Source organism: Pigmentiphaga sp. GD03639 (assembly GCF_029845405.1).
Lineage (GTDB): Bacteria > Pseudomonadota > Gammaproteobacteria > Burkholderiales > Burkholderiaceae_B > Pigmentiphaga > Pigmentiphaga daeguensis.
This window is the reverse complement of sequence record NZ_JAOCLR010000003.1, coordinates 12,340-36,961: the sequence shown is the minus strand read 5'-3', so window position 1 is coordinate 36,961 and position 24,622 is coordinate 12,340. Positions and strand designations below refer to the sequence as shown.

At 67.4% G+C, this 24,622-nt stretch carries 22 protein-coding genes; 12 read left to right on the top strand and 10 right to left on the bottom strand.

Annotated elements, in window-relative coordinates:
• Nucleotides 1–20 precede the first annotated feature (20 nt).
• From cyoA to cyoD, 4 genes are all read left to right on the top strand, one after another.
• Nucleotides 21–878, top strand: coding sequence for a ubiquinol oxidase subunit II (gene cyoA, locus N5K27_RS03965; protein ID WP_087840085.1), 858 nt, complete (start codon nt 21–23; stop codon nt 876–878).
• Nucleotides 879–882: 4 nt separating this feature from the next.
• Complete coding sequence (gene cyoB, locus N5K27_RS03960; RefSeq protein ID WP_087840084.1) at nt 883–2,859, top strand: cytochrome o ubiquinol oxidase subunit I; 1,977 nt, start codon at nt 883–885, stop codon at nt 2,857–2,859.
• Between the two features lie 129 nt (nt 2,860–2,988).
• Nucleotides 2,989–3,624, top strand: a complete 636-nt coding sequence (gene cyoC, locus N5K27_RS03955; RefSeq protein WP_087840083.1) for a cytochrome o ubiquinol oxidase subunit III — start codon at nt 2,989–2,991, stop codon at nt 3,622–3,624.
• Nucleotides 3,624–3,968, top strand: a complete 345-nt coding sequence (cyoD, locus tag N5K27_RS03950; RefSeq protein ID WP_087840082.1) for a cytochrome o ubiquinol oxidase subunit IV — start codon at nt 3,624–3,626, stop codon at nt 3,966–3,968. Before cyoC ends, cyoD begins: the two co-directional genes overlap by 1 nt.
• A gap of 84 nt (nt 3,969–4,052) precedes the next feature.
• On the opposite strand, the gene mgtA is transcribed toward cyoD, so the two are convergent.
• From mgtA to N5K27_RS03930, 4 genes are all read right to left on the bottom strand, one after another.
• Nucleotides 4,053–6,818 carry a magnesium-translocating P-type ATPase gene (gene mgtA / locus N5K27_RS03945; RefSeq protein WP_279814817.1) on the bottom strand — a complete coding sequence of 922 codons (2,766 nt, stop codon included), beginning with the start codon at nt 6,816–6,818 and terminating at the stop codon, nt 4,053–4,055.
• Nucleotides 6,819–6,924: 106 nt separating this feature from the next.
• Nucleotides 6,925–7,665 carry a hypothetical protein gene (locus N5K27_RS03940; protein ID WP_279814815.1) on the bottom strand — a complete coding sequence of 247 codons (741 nt, stop codon included), beginning with the start codon at nt 7,663–7,665 and terminating at the stop codon, nt 6,925–6,927.
• A gap of 392 nt (nt 7,666–8,057) precedes the next feature.
• Complete coding sequence (locus N5K27_RS03935) at nt 8,058–9,359, bottom strand: sulfatase-like hydrolase/transferase (RefSeq protein ID WP_087840080.1); 1,302 nt, start codon at nt 9,357–9,359, stop codon at nt 8,058–8,060.
• 22 nt (nt 9,360–9,381) lie between these two features.
• On the bottom strand, nt 9,382–10,347 hold the full coding sequence (locus N5K27_RS03930; RefSeq protein WP_279814812.1) for a tripartite tricarboxylate transporter substrate binding protein: 966 nt from the start codon (nt 10,345–10,347) through the stop codon (nt 9,382–9,384).
• A gap of 122 nt (nt 10,348–10,469) precedes the next feature.
• Here N5K27_RS03930 and N5K27_RS03925 point away from each other — a divergent pair, with 122 nt between their 5' ends.
• A complete protein-coding gene (locus tag N5K27_RS03925; RefSeq protein WP_087840078.1) occupies nt 10,470–11,426 on the top strand; it encodes a LysR substrate-binding domain-containing protein in 957 nt (318 codons plus the stop codon).
• 11 nt (nt 11,427–11,437) lie between these two features.
• Here the strand turns inward: N5K27_RS03925 and N5K27_RS03920 are convergent, their stop codons facing one another.
• The 5 genes from N5K27_RS03920 to N5K27_RS03900 form a co-directional block, all read right to left on the bottom strand.
• A complete protein-coding gene (locus N5K27_RS03920; protein ID WP_087840077.1) occupies nt 11,438–12,421 on the bottom strand; it encodes a tripartite tricarboxylate transporter substrate binding protein in 984 nt (327 codons plus the stop codon).
• A 37-nt stretch (nt 12,422–12,458) separates the two neighbouring features.
• Nucleotides 12,459–13,373, bottom strand: coding sequence for an SDR family oxidoreductase (locus N5K27_RS03915; protein ID WP_279814810.1), 915 nt, complete (start codon nt 13,371–13,373; stop codon nt 12,459–12,461).
• 1 nt (nt 13,374) lies between these two features.
• Complete coding sequence (locus N5K27_RS03910; protein ID WP_279814809.1) at nt 13,375–14,184, bottom strand: enoyl-CoA hydratase-related protein; 810 nt, start codon at nt 14,182–14,184, stop codon at nt 13,375–13,377.
• Nucleotides 14,181–16,013 (bottom strand): AMP-binding protein, encoded by a 1,833-nt coding sequence (locus N5K27_RS03905; protein ID WP_279814807.1) that lies wholly within the window; start codon nt 16,011–16,013, stop codon nt 14,181–14,183. Before N5K27_RS03905 ends, N5K27_RS03910 begins: the two co-directional genes overlap by 4 nt.
• 104 nt (nt 16,014–16,117) lie before the next feature.
• Complete coding sequence (locus N5K27_RS03900; protein WP_279814805.1) at nt 16,118–16,855, bottom strand: helix-turn-helix transcriptional regulator; 738 nt, start codon at nt 16,853–16,855, stop codon at nt 16,118–16,120.
• Between the two features lie 276 nt (nt 16,856–17,131).
• On the opposite strand from N5K27_RS03900, the gene otsB reads away from it, so the two are divergent.
• Together otsB and otsA are read left to right on the top strand one after the other, a co-directional pair.
• Nucleotides 17,132–17,926, top strand: a complete 795-nt coding sequence (gene otsB / locus N5K27_RS03895; protein ID WP_176400791.1) for a trehalose-phosphatase — start codon at nt 17,132–17,134, stop codon at nt 17,924–17,926.
• An 11-nt stretch (nt 17,927–17,937) separates the two neighbouring features.
• A complete protein-coding gene (otsA, locus tag N5K27_RS03890) occupies nt 17,938–19,320 on the top strand; it encodes an alpha,alpha-trehalose-phosphate synthase (UDP-forming) (RefSeq protein WP_087840071.1) in 1,383 nt (460 codons plus the stop codon).
• Nucleotides 19,321–19,329: 9 nt separating this feature from the next.
• Here the strand turns inward: otsA and N5K27_RS03885 are convergent, their stop codons facing one another.
• Nucleotides 19,330–20,055 carry a GntR family transcriptional regulator gene (locus N5K27_RS03885; RefSeq protein WP_087840070.1) on the bottom strand — a complete coding sequence of 242 codons (726 nt, stop codon included), beginning with the start codon at nt 20,053–20,055 and terminating at the stop codon, nt 19,330–19,332.
• A 35-nt stretch (nt 20,056–20,090) separates the two neighbouring features.
• On the opposite strand from N5K27_RS03885, the gene N5K27_RS03880 reads away from it, so the two are divergent.
• Genes N5K27_RS03880 through N5K27_RS03860 form a run of 5 tightly spaced genes read left to right on the top strand, consistent with a single transcriptional unit; the run spans nt 20,091 to nt 24,613 of the window.
• The gene (locus N5K27_RS03880; protein WP_279814801.1) at nt 20,091–20,858 is read left to right on the top strand and encodes an FAD-linked oxidase C-terminal domain-containing protein; all 768 of its coding nucleotides are present in this window, start codon (nt 20,091–20,093) and stop codon (nt 20,856–20,858) included.
• A complete protein-coding gene (locus N5K27_RS03875; RefSeq protein WP_132978828.1) occupies nt 20,855–21,832 on the top strand; it encodes an ABC transporter substrate-binding protein in 978 nt (325 codons plus the stop codon). The genes N5K27_RS03880 and N5K27_RS03875 overlap by 4 nt, the downstream gene beginning before the upstream one ends.
• A 16-nt stretch (nt 21,833–21,848) precedes the next feature.
• Nucleotides 21,849–22,634 (top strand): ATP-binding cassette domain-containing protein, encoded by a 786-nt coding sequence (locus N5K27_RS03870; protein WP_087840067.1) that lies wholly within the window; start codon nt 21,849–21,851, stop codon nt 22,632–22,634.
• Between the two features lie 40 nt (nt 22,635–22,674).
• On the top strand, nt 22,675–23,574 hold the full coding sequence (locus N5K27_RS03865; RefSeq protein ID WP_087840066.1) for an ABC transporter permease: 900 nt from the start codon (nt 22,675–22,677) through the stop codon (nt 23,572–23,574).
• Between the two features lie 31 nt (nt 23,575–23,605).
• A complete protein-coding gene (locus tag N5K27_RS03860) occupies nt 23,606–24,613 on the top strand; it encodes a TauD/TfdA family dioxygenase (protein ID WP_279814797.1) in 1,008 nt (335 codons plus the stop codon).
• Nucleotides 24,614–24,622: the final 9 nt, after the last annotated feature.

The following is a 24,622-nucleotide window of genomic DNA, read 5'->3' as shown; positions in this document are numbered from 1 at the left end:
GCACATTGTGTGTCGGCGCCATGATGTTGCTGCTGGCTGGCTGCAACATGGACATCCTGAATCCCAAGGGCGACATCGGCGCCCAGGAAAAAACCCTGCTCCTGACCGCGACCGGGTTGATGCTGCTGGTGGTCGTGCCGGTCATCATCCTGACCCTGTGGTTCGCCTGGAAGTACCGCGCCTCGAACACCCAGGCCAAGTACGACCCCAAGTGGTCGCACTCCACCGCCATCGAAGTGGTGGTCTGGACCATTCCCTGCATCATCGTCGGCATCCTGGCGGTGCTGACCTGGAAGAGCTCGCACGAGCTGGATCCCTACCGTCCCCTGCAGTCCGAGGTCAAGCCGATCGAGATCGACGTCGTATCGCTGGACTGGAAGTGGCTGTTCATCTACCCCGAGTACAAGATCGCCACCGTCAACGAGATCCAGTTCCCGGTGGACACGCCGGTCAACTTCCGCATCACGTCCGCCTCGGTCATGAACTCCTTCTTCATCCCGCAGCTGGGCAGCCAGATCTATTCCATGGCGGGCATGGAAACGAAGCTTCACCTGATCGCGCGCGAAGCCGGCACCTACGCGGGCATCTCGGCCAACTACAGCGGCTCGGGCTTCTCGGGCATGCGCTTCAAGGCCATCGCCAGCAGCCAGGCGGACTTCGAGCAGTGGGTCCGCAACGCGCAGGCGTCGCCCAGCAAGATGACGCCCGAGGCCTACCAGGCGCTGGTCTCGCCCAGCGAGCACGAGCCCGTGGCCTACTACTCGGGCGCCGAGCCCAACATGTTCGACGGCATCATTTACCAGTACATGGCCTCCGCAGGCATGGATACCGGAATGTGCACGCCTGCCAACACCCCCAAGATTGCCTTGTCGGAGTAAATCGATGTTCGGGAAACTGACCCTGGATGCCATTCCGTACCATGAACCCATCGTCATGGTCACGCTGGCCGCGGTCGTCATTCTGGGCGCCGCCATGCTTGGCGCCGTCACCTATTACGGCAAGTGGACCTACCTGTGGAAGGAATGGCTGACCACGGTGGACCACAAGCGCATCGGCATCATGTACATCATCGTGGCGCTGATCATGCTGCTGCGCGGATTCGCCGATGCCATCATGATGCGCACGCAGCTGGCCATCGCCTCGAGCGACGCGGCCGGCTACCTGCCTCCCCACCACTACGACCAGATCTTCACCGCCCACGGCGTGATCATGATCTTCTTCATGGCCATGCCGTTCATCACGGGCCTGATGAACATCGTCGTGCCGCTGCAGATCGGCGCCCGCGACGTGGCCTACCCGTTCCTGAACTCGCTCAGCTTCTGGCTGTTCGGCGGCGGTGTCGTGCTGATCATGATGTCGCTGTTCGTGGGCGAGTTCGCCGCCACCGGCTGGCTGGCCTATCCGCCGCTGTCCGGCCTGGACTACAGCCCGGGCGTGGGGGTCGACTACTACATCTGGGCCTTGCAGCTGTCAGGGCTGGGGACCACGCTCAGCGGCATCAACTTCATCGTCACCATCCTGCGCATGCGCGCACCCGGCATGACGATGATGAAGATGCCGGTGTTCACCTGGACCGCGCTGGTCACCAACATCCTGATCGTCGCCGCCTTCCCGGTGCTGACGGCCACGCTGGCGTTGCTGACCGTCGACCGCTACCTGGGCATGCACTTCTTCACGAATGACCTGGGCGGCAACGTGATGATGTACGTGAACCTGATCTGGATCTGGGGCCACCCCGAGGTCTACATCCTGATCCTGCCCTGCTTCGGCGCGTTCTCGGAAATCATCGCCACCTTCTCGCGCAAGTCGCTGTTCGGCTACAAGTCCATGGTCTACGCCACGGCCGCGATCGGCGTGCTGTCGTTCCTGGTCTGGCTGCACCATTTCTTCACCATGGGCTCGGGGGCCAACGTCAATGCCTTCTTCGGCATCGCGACGATGATCATCTCGGTGCCCACGGGCGTGAAGATCTTCAACTGGCTGTTTACGATGTATCGCGGCCGGGTCGAGATCACCACGCCCGTGCTGTGGACGCTGGGCTTCATGATCACCTTCGTGATCGGCGGCATGACCGGCGTGCTGATGGCGATCCCCGCGGTGTCGTTCGTGCTGCACAACAGCCTGTTCCTGATCGCCCACTTCCACAACACCATCATCGGCGGTGTCGTGTTCGGGTGTATCGCCGCCATGGTGTACTGGTTCCCCAAGGCCTTCGGCTTCAAGCTGAACGAACGCCTGGGCAAGTACTCGTTTTGGTGCTGGTTCATCGGCTTCTTCATGGCCTTCATGCCGCTGTACATCCTCGGCTTCATGGGCATGACGCGCCGCCTGAACCACTACGACAATCCGGCCTGGCAGCCGTACCTGATCGTCGCCTGGGTGGGCGCGGTCATCATCGCGCTGGGCATCTTCTTCCTGCTGCTGCAGATCTTCGTCAGCATCCGCGACCGCAAGAAGAACGTCGACTTCGACGGCGACCCGTGGGGTGGCCGTACGTTGGAATGGTCCATTCCCTCTCCTCCGCCGTTCTACAACTTCGCAAAGGTGCCCCAAGTGTCCCACCTCGATCAGTTCTGGCATGACAAGGAAACCGGCGTCGCCTACCAGCGTCCCGCCCACTACGAAGACATCCACATGCCGCGCAACACCGGCGCCGGCGTCTACATCGGCGTGGCGGGCACCCTGCTCGGCTTCGCCCTGGTCTGGCACATCTGGTGGCTGGCGGGCCTGGGCCTGGCCGGCATGATCGGCGCCTTCATCGCCCGCGCCTACGACCGCGACGTGGACTACTACGTCAAGGCCGACGAAGTGGCGCGTATCGAGAACGCCCACTACGAGTCGCTGAAGCAGGCGGCGTAGAGCCCCCCCCTACGCGCTTACGCGCGCCCCCCAGGGGGCGATGCGGGTGGACCGGCAAAGCCGGATCCACCGCATCCTGGGTCGTGTAGCAGTGTGTCGGTGCGAAGCGCCGGTTTTATAAAGATCAATATGAGTAGCGCAGCAATTCTTCATACGCATCGCCAGGATGGTGGCGATCATCATGCCCATGGGGGGCATGAGCATCACGACGATGGGTCCAAGACCGTACTGGGGTTCTGGATCTATCTGATGAGCGACTTGCTCATCTTCTCGGTGCTGTTCGCGACGTTCGCCGTGCTGTCGGGCGCGACCGCGGGCGGGCCGCATGGCAGCGAGCTGTTCGACCTGTCGTTCGTGCTGACCGAAACCATGCTGCTGCTGGTCAGCAGCGTGACCTTCGGCATGGCGATGCTGGCCATGCATGCCGGGCAGCGCGGCAAGGTGCTGGCCTGGATGGCGGTGACCTTCCTGTTCGGCGCCGGCTTCATCGGCATGGAAATCTATGAGTTCCATCACCTGATCGCCGAGGGCGCGGGTCCGCAGCGCAGCGCCTACCTGTCGGCCTTCTTCACCCTGGTCGGCACCCACGGCCTGCACGTGACTTCGGGCCTGATCTGGATGGCCGTGATGATGCACATGATCAGCCGCCATGGCCTGGACGCCATCGTGCGCCGGCGCATGGCCTGCCTGAGCCTGTTCTGGCACTTCCTGGACCTGGTCTGGATCTGCGTGTTCACCTTCGTCTACCTGATGGGAGCCCTGTAATGGCGCAACACTCCTCCACCGCCGAAGGCCACGATTCCCACGCCAGCCACGGCTCGGTCAAGTCCTATCTGGTCGGCTTCGTCCTCTGCATCGTGCTGACCGCGCTGTCCTTCGGCGTGGTAATGACCGGCGCACTGACCGGCTTTGCCGCCGTCTCGGCCATCGTCGTGCTGTGCGTGCTGCAACTGCTGGTCCAGCTGGTGTTCTTCCTGCACATGGGCACCTCGCCCGAACAGCGCGAGAATCTGTCGTCCTTCGTCTTCACCGTGCTGATCATCGCGATCATCGTCGGCGGCTCCGCATGGGTGCTGCACAACATGAACGCGAACATGATGCCGATGTAGGTCCCCCCCTACGCGCTGACGCGCGCCCAGAATGGTGGGCCCCCAGCCGCTACGCGGCAGCCCCCCAAAACAGGCTGGCGGGGGTTACTGCCAGCCGTAGCGACGCACGTAGATGCCCTTCATGGCCTGGGTCAGTCCCATGTAGGCCAGCAAGATCGCCGGCAGGAAGGCGAAGTACAGCGGCGGCAGCGCCTGCAGCTTGAAGTAGTGCGCCAGCGGCCCCATGGGCAGGAAGATGCCGATCGCCATGATGGCGGCCGTCATCGCCATCAGCGGCACGGCGGCGCGGCTCTGGATGAAGGGGATTCTGGGCGTGCGGATCATGTGCACGATCAGGGTCTGGGTCAGCAGCCCCACCACGAACCAGCCCGACTGGAACAGCGTCTGGTGCGCGGGCGAGTTGGCGCCGAACACGAACCACATCATCGCGTAGGTCGTGATGTCGAACACCGAGCTGATCGGCCCGAAGAACACCATGAAACGACCGATATCCCCGGGCTGCCAGCGCTGCGGCTTCTGCAGCAGTTCGTCGTCCACGTTGTCGAACGGGATGGCGATCTGCGAGATGTCGTACAGCAGGTTCTGCACCAGCAGGTGCATGGGCAGCATGGGCAGGAACGGGATGAAGGCCGAGGCCACCAGCACCGAGAACACGTTGCCGAAATTCGAGCTGGCCGTCATCTTGATGTACTTCAGCATGTTGGCGAAGGTGCGGCGCCCTTCCTGCACGCCCTCCTCCAGCACCATCAGGCTCTTTTCGAGCAGAATGATGTCGGCGGCTTCCTTGGCGATGTCCACCGCCGTGTCCACCGAGATGCCAATGTCCGCGGCGCGCAGCGCCGGTGCGTCGTTGATGCCGTCGCCCAGGAATCCCACCACGTGGCCGTTGGCCTTGAGCAGACGCACGATGCGCTCCTTGTGCGCGGGGGTCAGGCGGGCGAAAACGTTGTAGCGCTCGACGGCCTGCGCCAGCTCGCGATCGCCCATGCCTTCGATGTCGCCGCCCAACAGCATGCCCTGCTGCGCCAGCCCCACCTCGCGGCAGATCTTGGCCGTGACCAGTTCGTTGTCGCCGGTCAGCACCTTGACCGCCACGCCGCGCCGCGCCAGCGCCTCCAACGCCGGCGCGGTGGACTCCTTGGGCGGATCCAGGAACGCCACGTAGCCGATCAGGGTCAGGTCCCGCTCGTCGGCTACGCCGAAGGTTTCCTGCGCCGGCGGCTGTTCCCGGGCCGCCACCGCGACCACCCGCAGCCCTTCCCCGTTGAACTCGGCCGTCACCCTGCGGATGTCCGCCAGCACGGCGGGCGTCAGAGCCTCGGTGTCCTCGCCGTGGCGCACCCGGGTGCAGACCGACAGGATTTCCTCGACCGCGCCCTTGGTGATGATCAGGTGATGGTCGTCATACTCGGCCACCACCACCGACATCCGGCGCCGCTCGAAGTCGAACGGAATCTCGTCCACCTTGCGGAAATTCGCGGCGGGTTCCAGTTCGCGCTGCATCTCGGCGTGTTCCAGCACGGCCACGTCCAGCAGGTTCTTCAGCCCCGTCTGGTAGTAGCTGTTCAAGTAGGCCAGCTCCAGTACGGCATCGGAATCCTCGCCCCAGGCATCGACGTGCCGGGCCAGGAAAATGCTGTCCTGCGTCAGCGTCCCGGTCTTGTCGGTGCACAGCACGTCCATCGCGCCGAAGTTCTGGATGGCATCGAGCCGCTTGACGATGACCTTCTTGCGCGACAGGAACACCGCGCCCTTGGCCAGCGTGGAAGTCACGATCATCGGCAGCATCTCGGGCGTCAGGCCGACCGCGATGGACAGCGCGAACAGCAGCGCCTCCATCCAGTCGCCCTTGGTGAAGCCGTTGATCAGCAGCACCAGCGGCGCCATCACGAACATGAAGCGGATCAGCAGCCAGCTCACCTTGTTGACGCCGGCCTGGAACGAAGTCTGGCCCCGGTCGACGGCGGTGACGCGGCCGGCCAGCATGCCGAAATAGGTCTGGTTGCCGGTGCCCACCACTACCGCCGTGGCCGCGCCCGAGACCACGTTGGTCCCCATGAACAGGATGTTCTCCAGCTCCAGCGGGTTCACCGTTCCGGCGTCGCGATGCAGCGCGAACTTCTCGACCGGCATGGCCTCGCCCGTCATCGCCGCCTGCGATACGAACAGGTCCTTGGCCGACAGGATGCGGCAATCGGCCGGAATCATGTCGCCCGCCGCCAACGCGATCACGTCGCCCGGCACCAGCAGCCGGATCGGCAGTTCCACCCGCCGGGCCGCGCGGGCACGCAGGTGGACGCCGTAGTACTGCTCGAAAAGCCGTGCGGCGTCCTCGGTAGCGTCGCGCCGCACCACCGTGGCGGTATTGCCGACCATGGCCTTGAGCGCATCGGCGGCGCGGTTGGACTTGCCTTCCTGCCAGAAGCGCAGCAGCGTCGACAGCACGATCATCGTGCCGATGACGAGCGCGGCCTTGGTGTCCTCGGTCAGATAGGAGATCGCCGCCAGCAGGGTCAACAGGAGGTTGAACGGATTTCTGTAGCAATGCCACAGATGCCTCCACCAGGGCAGCGGCTTCTCGTGTTCGACCTCGTTCGGGCCCACGCGCTCGCGTATGGCCGCGGCCTGGCTCTCCGACAAGCCGTCCTCGTGACTGTCCAGGTGCTTCAGCAGTTCGCCGGCGTCGGCCTTGGCCGCGGCAACCAGGATTTTCGTCAGGCCCGGCGGCAGCTCGCGGCTGACGCCGGTGCGGGCCAGCGTGTCCAGCAGCGCCAGCCGGCGGAAGTGGCGGGAAATGTGGCGGGTGCGAAGAAAACCCGCGAAAAAGGCCTTGAGCAGCATGAAGTTCATTTTTCTTCTCCGGTTCGGCCTGCCTGCTTCACGCTGCGTCGCGCGGTCAGGCAGGCGGAGGATGTTCTGGGTCGGGCATGGTTCTCGTGTGTCGATGAAAAGTCCGTCAGGGCAGGAAGGCCGGCGACAACAGGCGCAGGCCCAGGGAGATCCATCGTTCTTCCCTGCCCATGCCCATGCGGTTGCCGTATGTCACGTCGATCTGCACGCGGTCCGGCACCAGCCAGTGGCGCAGGCCGAACTGGTAGGACGGCCGGCGCCGGTCGTGCCCGAAGGTTTCGGCAATCAGCCAGGTACGTTGGGCCAGGCGGGCCTCGAACCCCAGGCCCCAGGTCGCGTGGCGGCTGCCCGTATCGGCGGCGTCCATCCATCCCAGGTTGCCGTGCACGACCAGCCGGTCGGCGGCAAAGGAAACGCTGGCCGGCACGTAGGCATACCAATCGCGCGACGTCCCCGCCGCATGGGGATGGCGGACCGTCCCGGCCGCCACGCCCAGGCCCCAGCTGTCCGTCTCCAGGGGCTTGAGCAGCGTCTTGACCTGGAACTGCACGTCCGTCGTGCGCACGTGCCCGTCCACCGGTCCGCGGGCGCCGCCCAGCGTCAGTTCCAGGTTGCCGGTAGGATTGCAGGCGGGCATCGCCCAGTATTCGTTGCCGTCGCCACCGCGACGGATCCAGCTTTCCACCTGGCACACCTTGGCGTCGACGATGCGGGCGTCGTCGGTGATCATGGGGCGCGCCGCCTGGGCGGGGCCGCTCGCGCAGCAGGCGGCAAGAGCCAACGCCAGCCTCCAGGGGGGCGGGCCGGCGGCGCGGTGGCCATGGAATGGAAAATGGTCGATGCGCACGGTTCCTCCTCGGGAATCGAGGTGGAGACACGACACGGGCGTGACGGAGCCGCCGCGCCTGGCGGCAGACAGTATCAGGAAGGGGATGGCCGCGCGCGAACGCCGCGGCCGGAGCCGCCTCCCGCCTTGCGGCGAGACGGCGGCGAAGGAAACCCGCGCGCTATCTCGCCGAGAGTTCGCCGATCACCAGGACCGGCCGACTACTGCCACTCGAACAAGTACCCACGTCAGGGTCTCCACAGTTGATGAACGGCGCGATTCTATCCGCGGGACGGTGACACGTCCATGACCATTTGGCCATGTACGCCTGCCTGCATGCGGGCGCCGCTCCCGGGCCGCATGCTGCTTCGACCGGGAGCCGCCGTCTCCGGTTCCCGGCCGGCGTGCCGGCGTCACCGGCTGGGCATGTCCTTGTCCGTATAGACCAGCTCGCTGCGGGCATCGGCGGGAATCGCGCCGAACACGGCATCCCACTCGTCGCAGCGGCCACGCATCCGCGCCAGGCGCTCGGGCTGGCGGCGCGCCAGGTTGGCCCGCTCGCGCTCGTCCACCGACAGGTCGAACAGATACTCGTTGCCCTCGATGGCCAGGTACTTCCACGGCCCATCGCGCAAGGCGCGCTGGCTGCGATAATTCATGCGCCAGAACAGCTCGCGCGGAAACTCGTGCGTCGGGTCCCGCAGCACCGGCAACATGGACACGCCGTCGAACGGATAATCGGGATGGGCGGGCACGCCGGCGATGTCCAGCATGGTCGCGGTCCAGTCCATCGTCATGCAGTGCTGCGCCGATACCGAGCCGGACGCGATCCGGTCGCCCCACTGCACGATGTAGGGAACGCGGATGCCCCCTTCGGTCAGGTCCATCTTGCCTCCCACCAGCGGCCAGGTGTCCGAGAAACGCTCGCCGCCGTTGTCGCTGGTGAAGATGACCACCGTGTCGTCGGCCAGGCCCAGGTCGTCCAGCGCCTTCAGCACGCGTCCGCAGCCCTCGTCCAGCGCCTTGATCATCTCGCCGTAGACGTGGATGGAACCGCCGTCCAGGTGGCGGATGTCCTGATCGGTCTCCGGATTGGAACGCCCCTGCTCGCGCGCCTCCCACGGCCAGTGCGGCGCGGTGTAGTGCAGGCTCAGCAGGAACGGCTGGCGATCGCCCGCGCGCGCGCGCAGATAGCTCTCGGCTTCGTCGGTCAAGAGATCCGTCAGGTAGTGGCCGTCGTAGTTGACGGGTTCGCCGTCGCGCACGAGGTCGTGCTTGCCCATGCGATCCACGTGGCTGAAATAGCTCACGCCGCCCGACAGGGGGCCGATGTGGTATTCGTATCCGCTCTTCTGCGGACCGAAATGCGGCGGATAGCCCAGGTGCCACTTGCCGATCAGGGCGGTGCGGTATCCCCGCTCGCGCAGCAGCGACGGCAGGGTGGGATGCGCCGGCGGCAGGCCGATCTCCGTGCTGCCCCGGAACCTGCCGGTCATGGGCTCCTCGGCCGCGCCGCGCAGGCGGTACTGGTAGCGGCCGGTGATCAGGCCGAAACGCGTGGGCGAGCACACGGGCGAATTGGAATAGCCCTGCGTGAAGCGGATCCCGCGCGCGGCCATGCGGTCCAGGTTGGGCGACACGGGCTTGCGGCCGCCATAGCAGCCCAGGTCGGCGTAGCCGAGATCGTCGGCCAGGATGAAGATGAAATTGGTCATGCGAACTGTACCGGTTCCGTTGTCAATCGACCTTCATGCCGGCCGACTTGATGATCTTCGCATAGCGTTCCCGCACGCCCTCCAGTTCCTTGGCGGCGGCCTCGCCGTCCAGGGTCCCCAGCGTGAAGTCCATCGCGCGCAGGCGCTGCTGCACGTCGGGTTGCGCCAGCACCTGCTCCATCGCCTTGCGCAGGGTCTGGACGACGGCGTCCGGCGTCTGCGCCGGCACCATCGCAAGATACAACACATCCTGGCGAACCTCGGGGTAGCCCAGTTCGGCCGTGGTCGGCACCGACGGCAGGAGCGGCGAACGCTGGCTGCCGGTCACGGCCAATGCCTTCAGGGTACCGGCGTTGACGTGCTGCAAGAGGCCAGGCGTGGCCAGCGCGGCGGCCTGAACCTCGCCCGACACCAGCGCCAGCACGGCCGGCGCGTTGCCGCGATACGGGATATGGTTGATCTTCATGCCGGTGGCCTGCTGCAGCATGCTCAGGCTCAGGTGGCCGGGCGAACCGTTGCCCGCCGAGCTGAACGTGACCGGATCCTTGTGGCCACGCTCGACCAGGCCCTTCAGCGTGTCGGCCTTGGCGGACGGGTGGGCGGCGATCAGCATCCCCGAGGATGCCAGGCGCATCACCGGCTTGAGCTGATCCAGCCTGAAGCCCAGCGAGGAATACAGGCTGGGATTGACGGTGAAGGTCGAATCCAGGCCGATCAGCACCGTGTAGCCGTCGGGCGCGGCATTGGCCACCGCGGCGGCGCCTATGTTGCCGCCGCTGCCGGTCTTGTTCTCCACCACGAAGGGCTGCTTGAAGATCGCGTTGAGCCGCTCGCCCATCATGCGCGCCATGATGTCCAGGGGCCCTCCGGCGGTGAAGTTCACGACGAACCTGACGGGCTGGTCCGGATAGCTGCCCTGCGCCGCCGCGCCCGCCGAGGCCGACAATGCAAGCGCCAGTCCCAGCGCGCGAACCATGGATTTCGACATTTCCCACTCCTCCTGATTATGCGGATGCCCCCTCCGGGGCACCGGCCTGTCGGCGCCATCATAGAAGCGCAGGAGCTAATATTGGTTGATCTTTTTGGAAATTGATTGAGCAAAAGGAAATCATGCTGCGCACCCTCGACCCACGCCTGCGCCTGCGCCACTTGCAATGCCTGGTCGCCCTGGCCAGCCACCGCAGTGTCCTGAAGGCCGCCGACGCCCTGGCCCAGACGCCCTCGGCGGTCTCCAAGAGCCTGGCCGAGCTGGAGGCGATCACCGGCGAGACGCTGGCGCTACGACATCGCAAAGGGCTGGAGCTGACGCCGGCCGGCCACATCCTGCTGCGCCATGCCGCGCAGGCCATCGGCGCGCTGCGCGATGGCTTCGAGTTGCTAGGGACGGGCGAAAAGGCGCCCGAGCACGTGCGCATAGGCATCCTGCCCACCGCCGCCGCCACCCTGGTGCCGAACGCGATCCGCCAGATGCAGGCGCGCTATTCCCATCTCGTGGTCACCGCGCACGGCGGTACCAACGCGGACCTCCTGGTGCGCCTGAAGCTGCGGGAGCTGGACCTGGTGATCGGCCGCATCAGCCATCCATCGGAGATGGTGGGCATTTCCTTCGAGCATCTGTACATGGAGCCGCTGGTCATGGCGGTGCGTCCCGGCCACCCGCTGCTGGACGCCCCCGCGCTGCAGCCGGCCGACGTCCGGGCCTATCCCATGGTGCTGCCCATGAAGGGGACCTACATCCGGCCCGCGGCCGAGACCTTCCTCCAATCGAGCGGCATAGGCATGCCTCAGCAACTGGTGGAGACATTGTCCTCGACCATGGCGCGCAGCCTGATGCGGACCGGCGATGCGATCTGGTTCGTACCCTACGGCGTGATCGAACTCGACCTGGACGACGGCCTGGCCCGCACCCTGCCCGTGGACACCAGCCCCACGTCGGCGGCGGTTGGCCTGACCACTCTCGGCACGGGCGAACTGCCCGAGGGGGCGCGGCTCTTCATCGACGTCATGCGAGAGGTGGCCAGCGAGATGCGCAATCGCAACCGGCGCTCGCTGATGCAGGAAGGGTGAAGTTCGCCGTCTCAGTCGCCCTTGAACCCCGTGGCCGCGACGATCTTCTTCCATCGTTCGGTCTCGGCCTCGATCATCCGGCGCGTCTCCTGCGCGCTCGTGCCGGAAATGCTGAAGCCGGCCTCTTCCAGCCGCTGGCGCGCCTCGGGCGATTGCACCGCGGCCACTGCCTTGGCATTGAGCGTGGCGATGACCGGCTCGGGCGTGCCCGCCGGCACGAACAGGGCGAACCAGGCCGAGAAATCGGCCTTGGGATATCCGGCCTCGATGAATGTCGGCACTTCCGGCAGCAAGGGCGAACGCCGGGGCGCGGTGGTCGCCAGGGCCCGCATCTTGCCTCCCTTGACCTGGGCCGTGGCCAGCGCCGTGGACATGAACACGCCGTTGACGTCGCCGCTCACGACCGCCGATACGGCGTCGCCCGTGGCGCGGTAGTGGATGGGTTCGATGCGGAACCGGCCCAGCTCCGCGAACATCTCGGCGCCGAAATGGCCGGGGGTTCCGGCGCCGAAAGTACCGAAGTTGACCTTGTCACGGCTCTGGCCGAGCTTGACGAAGTCTTCCACCGAACGCGCGGCGGACGTGTTGGGCACGACCAGGATGAAATCGGTCTTGACCACTTCCGACACCGGAGCCAGTTCGCGGACGGGATCGTAGCCGAGCTTGGAGAACGCCGCCGGCGCGATACTGATGGCGCTGACGTCGGCGATCAGCACGGTATAGCCGTCCGGCGGAGCCTTGGCGACGAACTGGGCCGCGATCTGCCCGCCCGCGCCGGCGCGGTTCTCGACCACCACCGGTTGCCCCATCAACTCGCCCAGCTTCTGGCCCAGCGTGCGCGCCAGGATATCGGGCCCGGTGCCCGGCGCGAATCCCACGGCCAGCCGTATCGGACGCGAAGGATAGGCATCGGTGGCGGTGGCCGGCGCGGCGGCCGCGACGCAGGCCGCCGCCCAGGCGATCGGCAACAGACGGAATGGCTTGACGGTTTTCATGATGTCTCCATGGTTGTCGTTCCTGGTCCGGCCGCCCTCAAGGAAAGGGGGGCAGCCCCACGCTTTCCAGCCGGTTTCCCAGCGTGGCCGGCCACGCCCGCGCGATCGCCTCGGCACTCCAGCCGCCGCTGCGGAAGGCGCTGTGTATTTCCTGCGGGTGGGACCACAGGCTGAGCTTGTCTCCCCCCAATCCTATGCACTGGCCGCTGATTCCGGCGGCCTGGTCCGAGGCGAGGAACACCACCAGCGGTGCCACGTCCTCGGGCATCCCCAACCCGGCGCCCTGGCGCAGCGTGTCGGGCAACGGCTCGCCGCGCGAGATCGATTCGGCAATCGGTGCGAACGCGGGCATCGTGGCGACCATGCGGGTCAGCGCGACCGGCACGATGGCGTTGACCGTGATGTCCGACTTCGCGCACTCCATCGACCACGTCCGTGCGAACGACGCGATGCCGGCCTTGGCCGCGGCGTACGCGGTCTGGCCAGGATTGCCGCGCTGCCCCGCCGGCGAAGCCACCAGGATGAGCCGCCCCGGGCTTTCCTGCACGCGCATGCGTCTCACGGCCGCGCGGGCACAGGTGAAGGTGCCCCGCAGATGGGTCGCGATGACGGAATCGAAATCCTCGTCGCTCAAATTCCACATCATGCGATCGCGCAGGTTGCCGGCGTTGGCGCACATCACGTCCAGGCGGCCGAAGCTTTCCACCGCCCGGGCCACGAGCCGCTCGGCCGCCTCGGCCTGGCCCACGGGCACCACCTCGGCCACGGCCTGGCCCCCCTGGCCGCGAATAGAGGCGACGGCCTCGGCCGCCGCGTCGGCATCCACATCGTTGACCACGACCGCCGCGCCCGCATCCGCGAGCGCCCGCGCGAACGCCAGGCCCAGTCCGCGGCCGCTGCCGGTCACGATGGCGACCTTGCCGTCCAGCCTGATGGCTGCATCCTGATTCATTTCATCTTCCCGTATAGACCGGACTGCGTTTCTCCATGAACGCCCGCGGGCCTTCGCGCGCGTCCTCGCTGGCCAGGACCCACTCGCGCGCGTGATCCTCCAGGCGATAGGCCAGCTCCAGCGGCACGCCGCTGGCCTCGATCACCGTCCGCTTGACGGCCTGGACCGCCAGCGGCCCGTTGCGGGCGACTCCTTCGGCCACCTCCATCGCGGCATCCGGCAAGTCGGCCAGCGGCACGATCCGGTTGATCAAACCCCATTGCAGTGCCTGCGTCGCCGTCAGCGGTTCGCCTGTCAGCAGCATATGCATCGCGACCGCCTGCGGGATCTGCCTGGGCAGTCGGGCCATGGACCCGGCAAAGGGGATGAGGCCGCGCCGCACCTCCGGCAAGCCGAAGGTCGCATGTTCGGCGGCCAGGCGTATGTCGGTCCCCAGCATCAACTCCATGCCCGCTGCCAGGCATGCGCCGTTGATGGCGGCCACGACCGGTTTGTGCAACGGAAATCCGCGCAGCGACGAGGCCGCCATCACTGTCGGATCTTCCAGCAGGCGGCGGTCGTAGGGATTCTCCGGCTGCCGCGCGCCGGTCAGCAAAGGCAGGGTCGTACCCAGGTCTCCCCCCGCGCAGAACGCCGCGTCGCCGGTTGCAGCCAGTACCGCCACCCGTATCGCATCGTCCCGCGCCACGTCGACGAACGCATCGGCCAGCTCGCACAGCATCCGTGGCGTCAACGCGTTGCGGGCGGCCGGCCGGTCCAGGCGGACCAGAGCAACGGCCCCCCGCTTCTCGTATTCGACATGCACGCTCATGCGCCCTCTTCCCCGGCCCCGGGGCCGTCGATCCGATAGGCCAGGGCGAACGGCGCCATCAGCGCACGCACGCGCGCCGCATCGTCGCCGTCCGCGCGGAAATGCGCCACGCATCCCTTGGCCTGGGCGCTGACATCCACCGTCACGCGCGCCGCCAATCCGCCGCGCGCCAGGCGCTCCTGCAACGTCCAGCGCACGGCCCGCGCCCGCAACTCGGGCTTGTAGAGCTTGCCGATCGCGGTCATCGGCAGCGCATCCACGACGAAGATGGCCTTGGGCACCGCGGGCCGCTCGGGAATGCGGTCGCGCACGAAATCCGCGAGATCGGCGGCGGTCAGCCGGGAGCCCTGGCGCAGCGCCACGTAGGCCACGGGTATCTCTCCCGCATATTCGTCGGGCGCGCCCACGGCGGCGGCCATCTGCACCTCGGGATGCCCGAGCAGCGCATCCTCGATCACCACCGGATCGATATTGTGGCTGCTGCGGATGATCAGGTCCTTGGCCCGGCCGGTCACGAAGACCCTGCCCGCCTCGTCGATGTGTCCCACGTCGCCGGTCACCAGCCAGCCGTCCTCGCCGAAGACTCCGGCGTCGTTGCGGGCGTCGGTGTAGCCCGGCCCGACGTTGGGCCCCCTGACCCGCAGGATGCCTTCGCGTCCGTCCGGCGACGCGCCGTCGGGATCGATGCCGACCTCCGTGAAGGGCAGCGGCAGCCCCACGGCTCCGGCGGTGCGCGGCATGCCGACCGGCTCGATGGCGATGACGCCCGCGCACTCGGTCATGCCCAGGATGTTGCGGACGCCCACCCCCGTGCGCTGCTCGAAGGCATCGGCCAGCTCGGTGGGCAGCGGCGAGCCGCCCGTCAACAGGCAGCGCACGCGCGACAGGTCCGCCTCGCCAATGGGTACGTCCAGCAGGCTGGCCATGACCGTGGGCACGGCGGCCAGCAGCGTCGCCCGCTCGCGCTGGACGAACTGCCAATAGCGCCGCACGAAGGCCGTGTTGCGCATGCCCAGCAGCGTGGGCAAGACCACCTCGCCGCCCGCCAGCAAGCTCGAGAGCCCGTAGACCAGGGAACCGGCCACATGGAACAGAGGGAAACCGTTCAGCGTCACGTCGGCTTCGCTGGCGCCATACATGCAGGCCGCCCCCCACGCCGCATGAAGCTGGTTGCGGTGAGTGTGGCGCGCGAGCTTGGGCCGCCCGGTGGTCCCGCCGGTATGGAACAGCGCGGCGATGTCGTCGGGCCCGCGCCGATAGCTCTCGTCCAGCGGGCCTCCCTCTTCGCCGGCCAGCAGTTCGTCGAGGTCGGACGCGCCTTGCGCCCTGCCCACGGACACGACGTGCGCAAGGCCGGGACAGCGGCGCCTGACGCCCGCCACCTTGGACCAGATGTCCAGTTCAGGGTGCGGCCCGAGCGCGACCAGCACGTTCACCCGGGCATGCTGCAGCAGATCGGCGATGTGTTCTTCGCCGAGCAGGTAGTTGACCGGACAGGCGATGCCCGCGGCTTCGGCGCCCCAGAGCGTCACGTATGCGGCGGGGATGGCCGGCAGCAGGAACGCCACGCGCGGCTGGGTGTCGCCCGCCAGCCGCCGGAAGGCCCGGGCCGCCCGCCTTACCCTCGCCAGCAGCTCGGCATAGGTCCAGCTGCCGGCGGGCACCGCGGGATCGGCCGACTCGATGAAGGTCAGCGCCCGCCGTTGCGCATGCGTCGCGGCGGCGTGTTCCAGCGCCTCGTGGACGCTGTGGTGCGGCATGAATGCAGCATAGGGCTGCGACTCGATCGCCCGGATGTCCTCCAGGCACCTGATGGCAGGCGTCTTCAAGCGGTCTCCTTCCTGTCATGGGCCGCTCGCGCAGGAACGGCAGGAAGAAGCCTAAAGAGAAGACGCGGACGCGGCTGTCCCCTGCGTTGGGGACCGGGACAACCCTAGGCCTGGGACGGAGGCGCCAGGCCGTCCAGCGCGAGCGTGAACAGTTCGTTGCGATGTTGGATGCCCAGCCGCTCGAATGCCCGGTCGCGATAGGTCTTGACCGTGCCCGCCGAAATGCCCAGATCGGCGCCGATGCCTTCGTGCGTCCAGCCGCGCAGCAGCCGCTCGCATACCTCGCGCTCGCGGCGCGGCAGGGCCGCGAGCGGGGCCGGCTGGCACGCCGGCGGGCGGGCCGCGGCCCGGCGGCTGCGCAGGTAGCTTTCTATGCAGGCGATGAGCGGCGGCGCGAGGCCGCATATCAGGTCCAGCTCCGCGTCGCTGAACGCGGGCTGTTCGTCGCGGCGGTAGAGACTGATGGCGATCAGGTCGTCCTCTTCCCAGGCCGTGACCAGCGACACCCGCTCCCGCAGCGCATGGCGTGTGTAGATGCCGTCGCGATGCTCGCTCGGCAGCTCGGCCGCGTGCCAGTGCGTGACCACCGCGCCGCCGTGCAGCACCCGCTCCCTGGCCGCCTCGAACGTCTGGTCGTAACGGTACACGCCTTGCCGGTAGAACCGGAACGCGTCCCGGGTGTGGTCGGGAGCCTGGAAGCTGCCGGTGGCATGCAGCTCCGGCGGGCGGTGCTTGTGCAGGCTGTAGGTCGACCACCAGCACAGCGCGATCGCCGCATTGAGCTGCCGCAGCGCGGCGGTGTCGAAATCCTCGTGGCCCAGGCAGCCGATGACTCCCGCCATCGCGAAGGACGCGCGTTCCCGGGCATGGCGCCACGAGCCGTCTTCCGCACGGGTTCATGGAGATGCACCAGCTGCATGATGTCCTCGTCTCGCTCCGCTCTTGTCGTTTGCCCGATAGCGTACCGTAAAACCGCGCGTTCGCCGCCCGCCCCCGCCAGGCCCCGCGCCGCATGGCACGGGGAGATAAATGGAAACAAAAACGCGCAAAATGAACACCCTCCCTGCGACACCCTTCCCTACCATTCCATCTGTGACTGTTGTCAAAACGATACGCGGATGACGCGTCAACGAACGATGACCGGATCGGAAGCAGGCAGACCTCCCCCGCTGGACCTGGCGCGATGCGCCTTGTTCCTCGACCTGGACGGCACGCTGGCCCCCATCGCCCCCAGCCCGGATGCGGCGCGGATTCCCGGCGCCACCCTGGCCCTGCTGCGGCGCCTGGCGCCGGCCACCGGCGGCGCGCTGGCCGTGGTGTCGGGCCGCTCGATAGAGGTGGTCGACCGCCTGCTGCATCCGTTGCGCCTGCCGGTCGCAGGCCTGCACGGCATCCAGTGGCGCGGCCCCGACGGCCAGGTATGGGAGCTGCCCGTGGACCGGGAGCGGGCGGCCCGCTTGCAGGCGCGCCTGCTTGACATCGCCGCCGGGCTGGCGGGCGTACACATGGAGGACAAGGGCATTTCGTTCGCCGTCCACTACCGGCATGCGCCGCACCAGGAAGCCCGGATCCGCCGGGACGTCGCGCAGGCCGCCTCGGCCTTCGCGCCGGACTACGTGCTGCAGTTCGGCAAGATGGTCGCCGAGGTCAAGCCGCGCGGCGCGGACAAGGGAAGCGCCGTCGAGCGATTCATGGCCGTCGCTCCCTTCGCGTCCCGGCTGCCCGTCATGGCGGGAGACGACCTGACCGACGAGGCGGCGTTCGCCGTCGTGGCGCGCCTGGGCGGCGTCTCGATCAAGATCGGCGATGGCGACACGTCGGCATCGTGGCGGCTGCCCGATCCCCCTTCCCTGGCCCGCTGGCTGGACGGCCTGTCCACGCGCGGGCCGGACGATGCTTCGCGCCACGAATAAAGGACCAGGACATGAGCAGACTCGTGATCGTTTCCAATCGTGTAGCGTCCGCGGCCGAAGGAAAGAGCAGCGCCGGCGGACTGGCCGTCGGCGTGCTCGATGCCCTCAAGCGGCAGGACGGGCTCTGGTTCGGATGGAACGGCAAGATCGAGGACAGCGCCGACGCGGAGGTCTCCTTCCATCGCATCGGCCGTATCGACTGCGCGACCACCGCCCTGTCGCGTAGCGAGTACGACCTCTACTATCGCGGGTTCGCCAACGGCACGCTCTGGCCGACTTTCCATTACCGCATCGACCTCAGCCGCTACGATGCCCGCGAATACGAGGGCTACCTGGCCGTCAACGAGCGGCTGGCCGGCATGCTCAGAGAACTGGTCGGCGAGGACGACCGGCTCTGGATACACGACTATCACCTGATACCCTTCGCCCGCGCATGCCGGCGCCTGGGCATGCGCAACCGTATCGGCTTCTTCCTTCATACGCCCTTTCCGTCCGAGGGCATCCTGCGCACCGTCCCGCCCCACCGCGACCTGATCGAGGCCATGTGCGAGTACGACCTGGTGGGCTTCCAGACACGCGGCGATGCGCAGGCCTTCCTGGATTACGCACACAGGCGTCTCGGGCTGCCCATGCAAGGCGACACGCTACGCGCGCCGTCAGGACCGGTGCGCGTCGGCCACTATCCCATCGGCATCCTGCCCGACGACATCCAGAGCAAATCCAAGGCGCGCAGCCGCTCCAAGCTGGTCGCCACGCTCAAGCAGGGGCTGCAGGAGCGCAAGCTCATCATCAGCGTGGACCGGCTGGACTATAGCAAGGGCATGGTCGAACGCTTCAACGCCTTCGAAAGGCTGCTGGAGTCCCGGCCCGCCTATCGCGGCCAGGTCAGCTTCCTGCAGATCGCGCCGCCCTCGCGCTCGGACGTCGAGGGCTATCGCCACATCCGCAGGCAGCTCGAAAGCACGGCCGGCCACATCAACGGCCGCTGGACGGAACTGTCGTGGACGCCCATCCGCTACATGAACCGCGCCTACGAACGCGCCGCGCTGCTGTCCTTCTTCCGTGCCTCGCAGGTCGGCTTCGTCACGCCGCTGCGCGACGGCATGAACCTCGTGGCCAAGGAATACGTGGCGGCCCAGGAGCCCGAGGATCCCGGCGTGCTGGTCCTGTCCGAATTCGCGGGTGCCGCCGACGAACTTGCCGACGGCGCGATCATCGTCAATCCCTACGATATCGACGCCATGGCCCGCGCCCTGGACCGCGCCCTGGACATGCCGCTGGAGGAGCGGCGCGAGCGCCACGAACACATGATGCAACTGCTCAAGGACAACAGCATCAAGCAGTGGCGCGATCACTTCCTGGCGGACCTGGAGCCCCCCGCGGTCGCCGCCTGAGGCCGCCGTTCAGCGCTGGCGCGCTTCTTCCAACAGCCGCTCCGCGATCTCGATCGCGATGTCCACCATCCGGCGCATGTGCTGGCGGGCGAAATGCTCGGCCGCGACCGGGTCGCCGTGCAGCACCGCGCGGGCGATGTCGACGTGGTCCGACAGGTTCAGCAGCCAGTTCTCGCGGCTCAGGTCCCTGAAGTAGATCGTGTGCAGGATCGGGTAGTTGTACTGGTCCAGCAGTTCGCCCACGTCCGGGATACCCGACATGTTGTTGATGGCCCGATGGAAGCGGCCGTTCTCGGCGCGATGGTTGCGCGGGTCGTCGGCGCGCCTCTGGGTCTCGATGTCGTCCAGCAGCGCCAGGACGATCTCGCGATTGCCCGGTTCGTCCGCGTGCTCGGCCGCGGCACGCGCGCCCAGGCCGGAGATGACCTCGCGGATGCGGAACTGGGCGACGATGTCCTCGCGTCCGGGCGTGGCCACCGTCGCGCCCCGATTGGGCTCGATGCGCACGAAGCGATTGGTCTCCAGGCGCCGGAAGGCCTCCCTGACCGAACTGCGGCTTACGCCCAGGTCCCGGGTGACGTCGGTCTCGACGATGCGCTGTCCCGGCTTGTAGACCCCATCGACGATACGGCGGGCGATCTCGTTCAGCACGAAATCCGACACGCTGCCGGAACGGGCCGGCTCGGCCTGCGGCGGCTGGTAGAAGGGCACGAAGGAGCTCGGATCTTTCGCCATGGTCGGGGGGACGAGCCGTTGCGGACATAGGAACCGTGGCGCTCGGCCTCCAGGACCTGGACCAGGTATTGCGCGCGCTGGCGGGCTGCCGCGCCGATTTCGGCCCCATGCTGACCTCGTTCGAAGTCATGTGGCGGGATTTCGTGGACTTCGTCGCGCGGGGACTGGGCGTGGGCCGCGATCCCTTCGGCGGTGCCTGTAGCTATGTCGTGCTGCTCGAACTCTCCTGCTACGACCGCCAGCCGGCGCGCGACGAGGCACGCATCATGGACGCGCTGGAAGCCTTGTCCGACAGCCTGGGCACCCCCCACGTCGTCGTCGCCAAGTCCTTGTCCGAGGCGGCCGAGCTCTGGCGCATGCGCGACGCATCCGGCGAAGCGGCACGCCACCTCGGCGCCTACCTGTCCTTCGACGTCAGCATTCCGACCGGCGAGCTCCAGGCCTGCCTGCCGCGCATCTACGCGGGCCTGGACGCCATCGATCCCGCCCTGCGGCGCCTGACCTACGGCCACCTGGGCGACGGCAACGTGCACCTGCTGGTCGGCTGCGAAGGCCCTGCCGCCGAACACGTCGAGCATCTGGTCTACCACGAGGTGATGCGCTGCGGCGGCTCGATCTCGGCCGAACACGGCATCGGGCTCGAAAAGAACCGGGTCTTCCAGTCGCTCTACCCGGCCGCGGAGCTCGACGCCATGCGCCGCATCAAACTCGCCTTCGATCCCGGCGCCATGCTCGGCCGGGACCGCGTCTTCGGCCTGTCCCGCCCACCCTCCTCCACCCGTCCTGCCCCGGAGCTGCCATGAAGCCTGTCCTGATCCTCCAAGCCGCGCGACTCGCCGCCTGCGTGTCGCTGGCCTGTGCCGCATCGATCGCCCACGCCCAGCAGACCTACAAGGTCGCCATCGCGCAGTTCGGTCCCGACCATACGCTGGACACGCTGGTGTCGAGCTTCAAGAAGGAACTGGCCAGGCAGGGACTGAAGGTGGTCTACGACGAAGGCCACGTGAACTTCGACCGCTCGCTCGCCCCCCAGTTGCTGAACCGCGAAGCCGCGGGCAAGCCCGACCTCATGCTGACCATCACCACGCCGCTCACCCAGACCGCCAAGCAGGTGCTCGCCAGCCGCAGCTTCCCCATCGTGTTCGGCGCCGTCGCCAACCCCGTCGCCGCCAAGCTGGTGCCATCCTGGGACCGGGGCGACACGCTGATGACCGGCGGTTCCAACCTGCCCAACATGGAGGCGTCGGTCGGTTTCATCAAGCAGCTCACGCCCGGGGTCAAGCGGCTGGGCTTCATCTACAACCCCGGCGACGATGCCGATCTCGGCTTCCTGAACGCGCTCGAGAAGGTCGTCGGCAAGTACGACCTCACCCTGGTGAAGGTGGGCGTGGACAACGCCAACGACATACCTACCCGCGTCTCGTCGCTGCAAGGGCGCGCCGACGCGTTGATGGTGCCGGCCTCGAGCATGCTGATTCCGGCCGCCGCCGCCATCGCCTCGGTCACCAACCGCATCAAGCTGCCCACCTACAGCCCCAATGTCGATAACGTGGCCCAGCACCATTTCCTGGCCGCGATGACGGTCGAGTACAGCAGCCTGGGAACCAGCGTGGGCCGCATCGCCGCCGACATCCTGCGCGGCAAGAAGCCTTCGGACATTCCCGTATCGGTCCCTGCCGTGGAAGACCATGCGGTCAAGATCAGCGGGCGCCGGCTCAAGGACCTCGGCATCGCGCTACCGGAGTCGCTGAAGAACTGCAACTGCGTCGTCGACTGACGCGCCGGAGTTCCTCATGATCGAGCTTGCAGCCGTCGACGTCGTGTTCTATCCGGGCACTCCGGATGAACGCATCGCGCTCGACCGACTGGACCTGGCCCTGGAGAACGGCAGCTTCTGTGTCGTGGTGGGCACCAACGGCGCCGGCAAGAGCACCTTGCTGAACGTGCTGGCCGGCGCGGTGCGGCCGCGCGCCGGCCGTACCGTCATCGACGGTACCGATGTCTCGTCCTGGCCCGTGCATCGGCGCGCGCAATGGGTCTCGCGCGTATTCCAGGACCCCATGGTCGGCACGGCGCCCGCGCTGTCCATCGAGGAGAACCTGGCCTTCGCCGCCATGCGCGGCCGCCGGCGCGGACTGCGCATGGCGCTCAATCCGCGCAACCGGGCCCATTTCCGCGACGAACTCGCGCGCTTCGGCCTGGGCCTGGAAAACCGCATGGGCGCGCCCGCCGGGCTGCTCTCGGGCGGCCAGCGGCAGGTGCTCGCGCTGCTGATGGCGGCGCTGAACCGTCCGCGCATCCTGTTGCTGGACGAGCACACCGCCGCGCTCGATCCGCGCACGGCGCAACTCGTCATGCAGGCGACCCGCCGCATCGTGGCCGAGCAGCGGCTGACGACCCTGATGATCACGCACAACATGGCGCATGCGCTGGACTATGGCGACCGCCTGCTGATGATGGAGTGCGGACGCATCAAGCTGGACATCGGCCGCGACGAGAAGCCGCGCCTGACCATCAACGACCTGGTCCAGCGTTTCGGCCAGGCCGACGACCAGATCCTGCTGCAGGCCAGCGCATGAACGCGTCCTCCCGCATGCCCGCCGCCCTACGGAGCTGAACGTGGAAGTCCTGAACACCTTCTATCACCTCGTCCCCATCACGGCCGTCCAGGGATTGCTGTATGCCTTCGTCGCCATGGGCGTGATGATCCCCTTCCGGCTGCTGAACGTGCCCGACCTGACCGCCGAGGGCGCCTTTCCGCTGGGCGGCTGCCTGGTCGCGGCGTTGATCACGGCGGGACTGCACCCGCTCCTCGGCACCCTGGCGGCGGCCGGCGCGGGCTTCCTGGCCGGCGCCGTCACCGCGCTGATCCACCTGAAATTCCGCGTCCATTCGCTGTTGGCCGGCATCCTGACCATCACCATGCTGTGGAGCGTCGACCTGCGTGTCATGGGCAAGCCCAACACCCCCCTGTTCGGGCTGCCGAACCTGTACGACTGGATAGACCCGGCCATCATGCAAAGCCTGGCGCTGCAGGGCGGACTGCTGCTGGCGGCGCTGGTCGTGCTGGTGCTGCTGCTGTGGTGGGGCCTGCACACCGACGTCGGCCTGGCCCTGCGCGGCGTCGGCGCCAACAGCCAGCTCGCGCCGGCGCTCGCGGTCGACTCCACGCGCTACATCGTGTTCGGCCTGGGGCTGGCCAACGCCATCACCGCCGCGGCGGGCGCGCTGCTGGCCCAGAGCCAGGGCTACGGCGACGTCAACATGGGCTTCGGCATGCTGATCAACGGCCTGGCCGCGCTCATCATCGGCGAGGCCATCATCGGCCGCCGCACGCTGCTGCGCCAGCTGTGCGCGCCGGTGGTCGGCTCGCTGCTGTACTACCAGCTCAGTTCGCTGGTGCTGTCCTTCGGACTGATGCCGTCCGACCTCAAGCTGGTCACCGGCCTCTTCGTCCTCGCCACCATAGGCTGGCCCATCCTCAGGGGCCGCGCCCGCGCCGGCTCCATCGCCGGATGAGCCCTCCGTCCACCCCACACAGGAGCCACCCATGACGGAAATGCTGCAACAGCCCTATACCGGCCCCAGCGCCTGGACCCGCCCCCAGATGGAGGCCGACAAGAGCTGGATCTACACGCTGTCGCCGGCCGAGGTCGACGAGATCCGCGGCGCGGTCGCCGCCGCCCGGGCCACGGGCAAGCCGCTGGAATCCATCTCGCGCGCGGACTTCCCGCTGGCCGGCCTGTCGGACCGGCTGGCGGCGCTGGGCGAGGAACTGGAGAACGGTCGCGGCTTCGAGATGTGGCGCGGCCTGCCGGTGGAAGACTGGAGCCTGGAGGAGCGCAGCATCGCCTACTGGGGGTTGGGACAATACCTGGGCGACGCGGTGGTGCAGAACGCGCGCGGCGAGCTGTTCGGCCACGTGCGCGACACCACGGCCGGCGCCGACCCGCAGACCAATGCCAACACGCGCTTCTACCACACCAACCGCGCGGCCCCGTTCCACGTGGACGGCGCCGACATCGTCGGCCTGATGTGCGTGCGCACCGCCAAGGCCGGCGGCGCCAGCCTGGTGGTCAGTTCCACCAGCATCTACAACGCGCTGCTGCGCGACCACCCCGACATGATCCCGCTGCTGTACGAGCCACTGTGGTTCGACCACCGGGGCGAGCGCAACGCGGTCACCGGCCAGCCCTACTGGGTCACGTCCATCTGCGGCTGGACCAACGGCAAGCTGTCCATGATGTACCTGCGCAACTTCATCGAATCGGCGCAGCGCTACGAGGGCGCGCCGCCGCTGACCGAGCGCCACCGCAAGCTGCTGGAGCTGATCGATCACTACGCGGAATCACCCGAACTGTGCCTGTCCATGGAGTTCCTGCCCGGCGACATACAGTGGCTGAACAATCACATGACGCTGCACTCGCGCACCGAATTCCTGGACTGGGAAGAGGACGAACGCAAGCGCTGGCTGATGCGCCTGTGGCTGAACCGGCGCGAGCGCAACCGCTACACCGACACCTACGGCTACTACGGCATCGCGCCCGACGCGAAATGAGCGCCGGAG

Bases quoted from the DNA above. Each gene is read 5' to 3' on its own strand.
- cyoA (WP_087840085.1), top strand. From the start codon at position 21: ATGATGTTGCTGCTGGCTGGCTGCAACATGGACATCCTGAATCCCAAG.
- cyoB (WP_087840084.1), top strand. From the start codon at position 883: ATGTTCGGGAAACTGACCCTGGATGCCATTCCGTACCATGAACCCATC.
- cyoC (WP_087840083.1), top strand. From the start codon at position 2,989: ATGAGTAGCGCAGCAATTCTTCATACGCATCGCCAGGATGGTGGCGAT.
- cyoD (WP_087840082.1), top strand. From the start codon at position 3,624: ATGGCGCAACACTCCTCCACCGCCGAAGGCCACGATTCCCACGCCAGC.
- mgtA (WP_279814817.1), bottom strand. From the start codon at position 6,818: ATGAACTTCATGCTGCTCAAGGCCTTTTTCGCGGGTTTTCTTCGCACC.
- N5K27_RS03935 (WP_087840080.1), bottom strand. From the start codon at position 9,359: ATGACCAATTTCATCTTCATCCTGGCCGACGATCTCGGCTACGCCGAC.
- N5K27_RS03930 (WP_279814812.1), bottom strand. From the start codon at position 10,347: ATGTCGAAATCCATGGTTCGCGCGCTGGGACTGGCGCTTGCATTGTCG.
- N5K27_RS03925 (WP_087840078.1), top strand. From the start codon at position 10,470: ATGCTGCGCACCCTCGACCCACGCCTGCGCCTGCGCCACTTGCAATGC.
- N5K27_RS03920 (WP_087840077.1), bottom strand. From the start codon at position 12,421: ATGAAAACCGTCAAGCCATTCCGTCTGTTGCCGATCGCCTGGGCGGCG.
- N5K27_RS03915 (WP_279814810.1), bottom strand. From the start codon at position 13,373: ATGAATCAGGATGCAGCCATCAGGCTGGACGGCAAGGTCGCCATCGTG.
- N5K27_RS03910 (WP_279814809.1), bottom strand. From the start codon at position 14,184: ATGAGCGTGCATGTCGAATACGAGAAGCGGGGGGCCGTTGCTCTGGTC.
- N5K27_RS03900 (WP_279814805.1), bottom strand. From the start codon at position 16,855: ATGGCGGGAGTCATCGGCTGCCTGGGCCACGAGGATTTCGACACCGCC.
- otsB (WP_176400791.1), top strand. From the start codon at position 17,132: ATGACGCGTCAACGAACGATGACCGGATCGGAAGCAGGCAGACCTCCC.
- otsA (WP_087840071.1), top strand. From the start codon at position 17,938: ATGAGCAGACTCGTGATCGTTTCCAATCGTGTAGCGTCCGCGGCCGAA.
- N5K27_RS03885 (WP_087840070.1), bottom strand. From the start codon at position 20,055: ATGGCGAAAGATCCGAGCTCCTTCGTGCCCTTCTACCAGCCGCCGCAG.
- N5K27_RS03875 (WP_132978828.1), top strand. From the start codon at position 20,855: ATGAAGCCTGTCCTGATCCTCCAAGCCGCGCGACTCGCCGCCTGCGTG.
- N5K27_RS03870 (WP_087840067.1), top strand. From the start codon at position 21,849: ATGATCGAGCTTGCAGCCGTCGACGTCGTGTTCTATCCGGGCACTCCG.
- N5K27_RS03860 (WP_279814797.1), top strand. From the start codon at position 23,606: ATGACGGAAATGCTGCAACAGCCCTATACCGGCCCCAGCGCCTGGACC.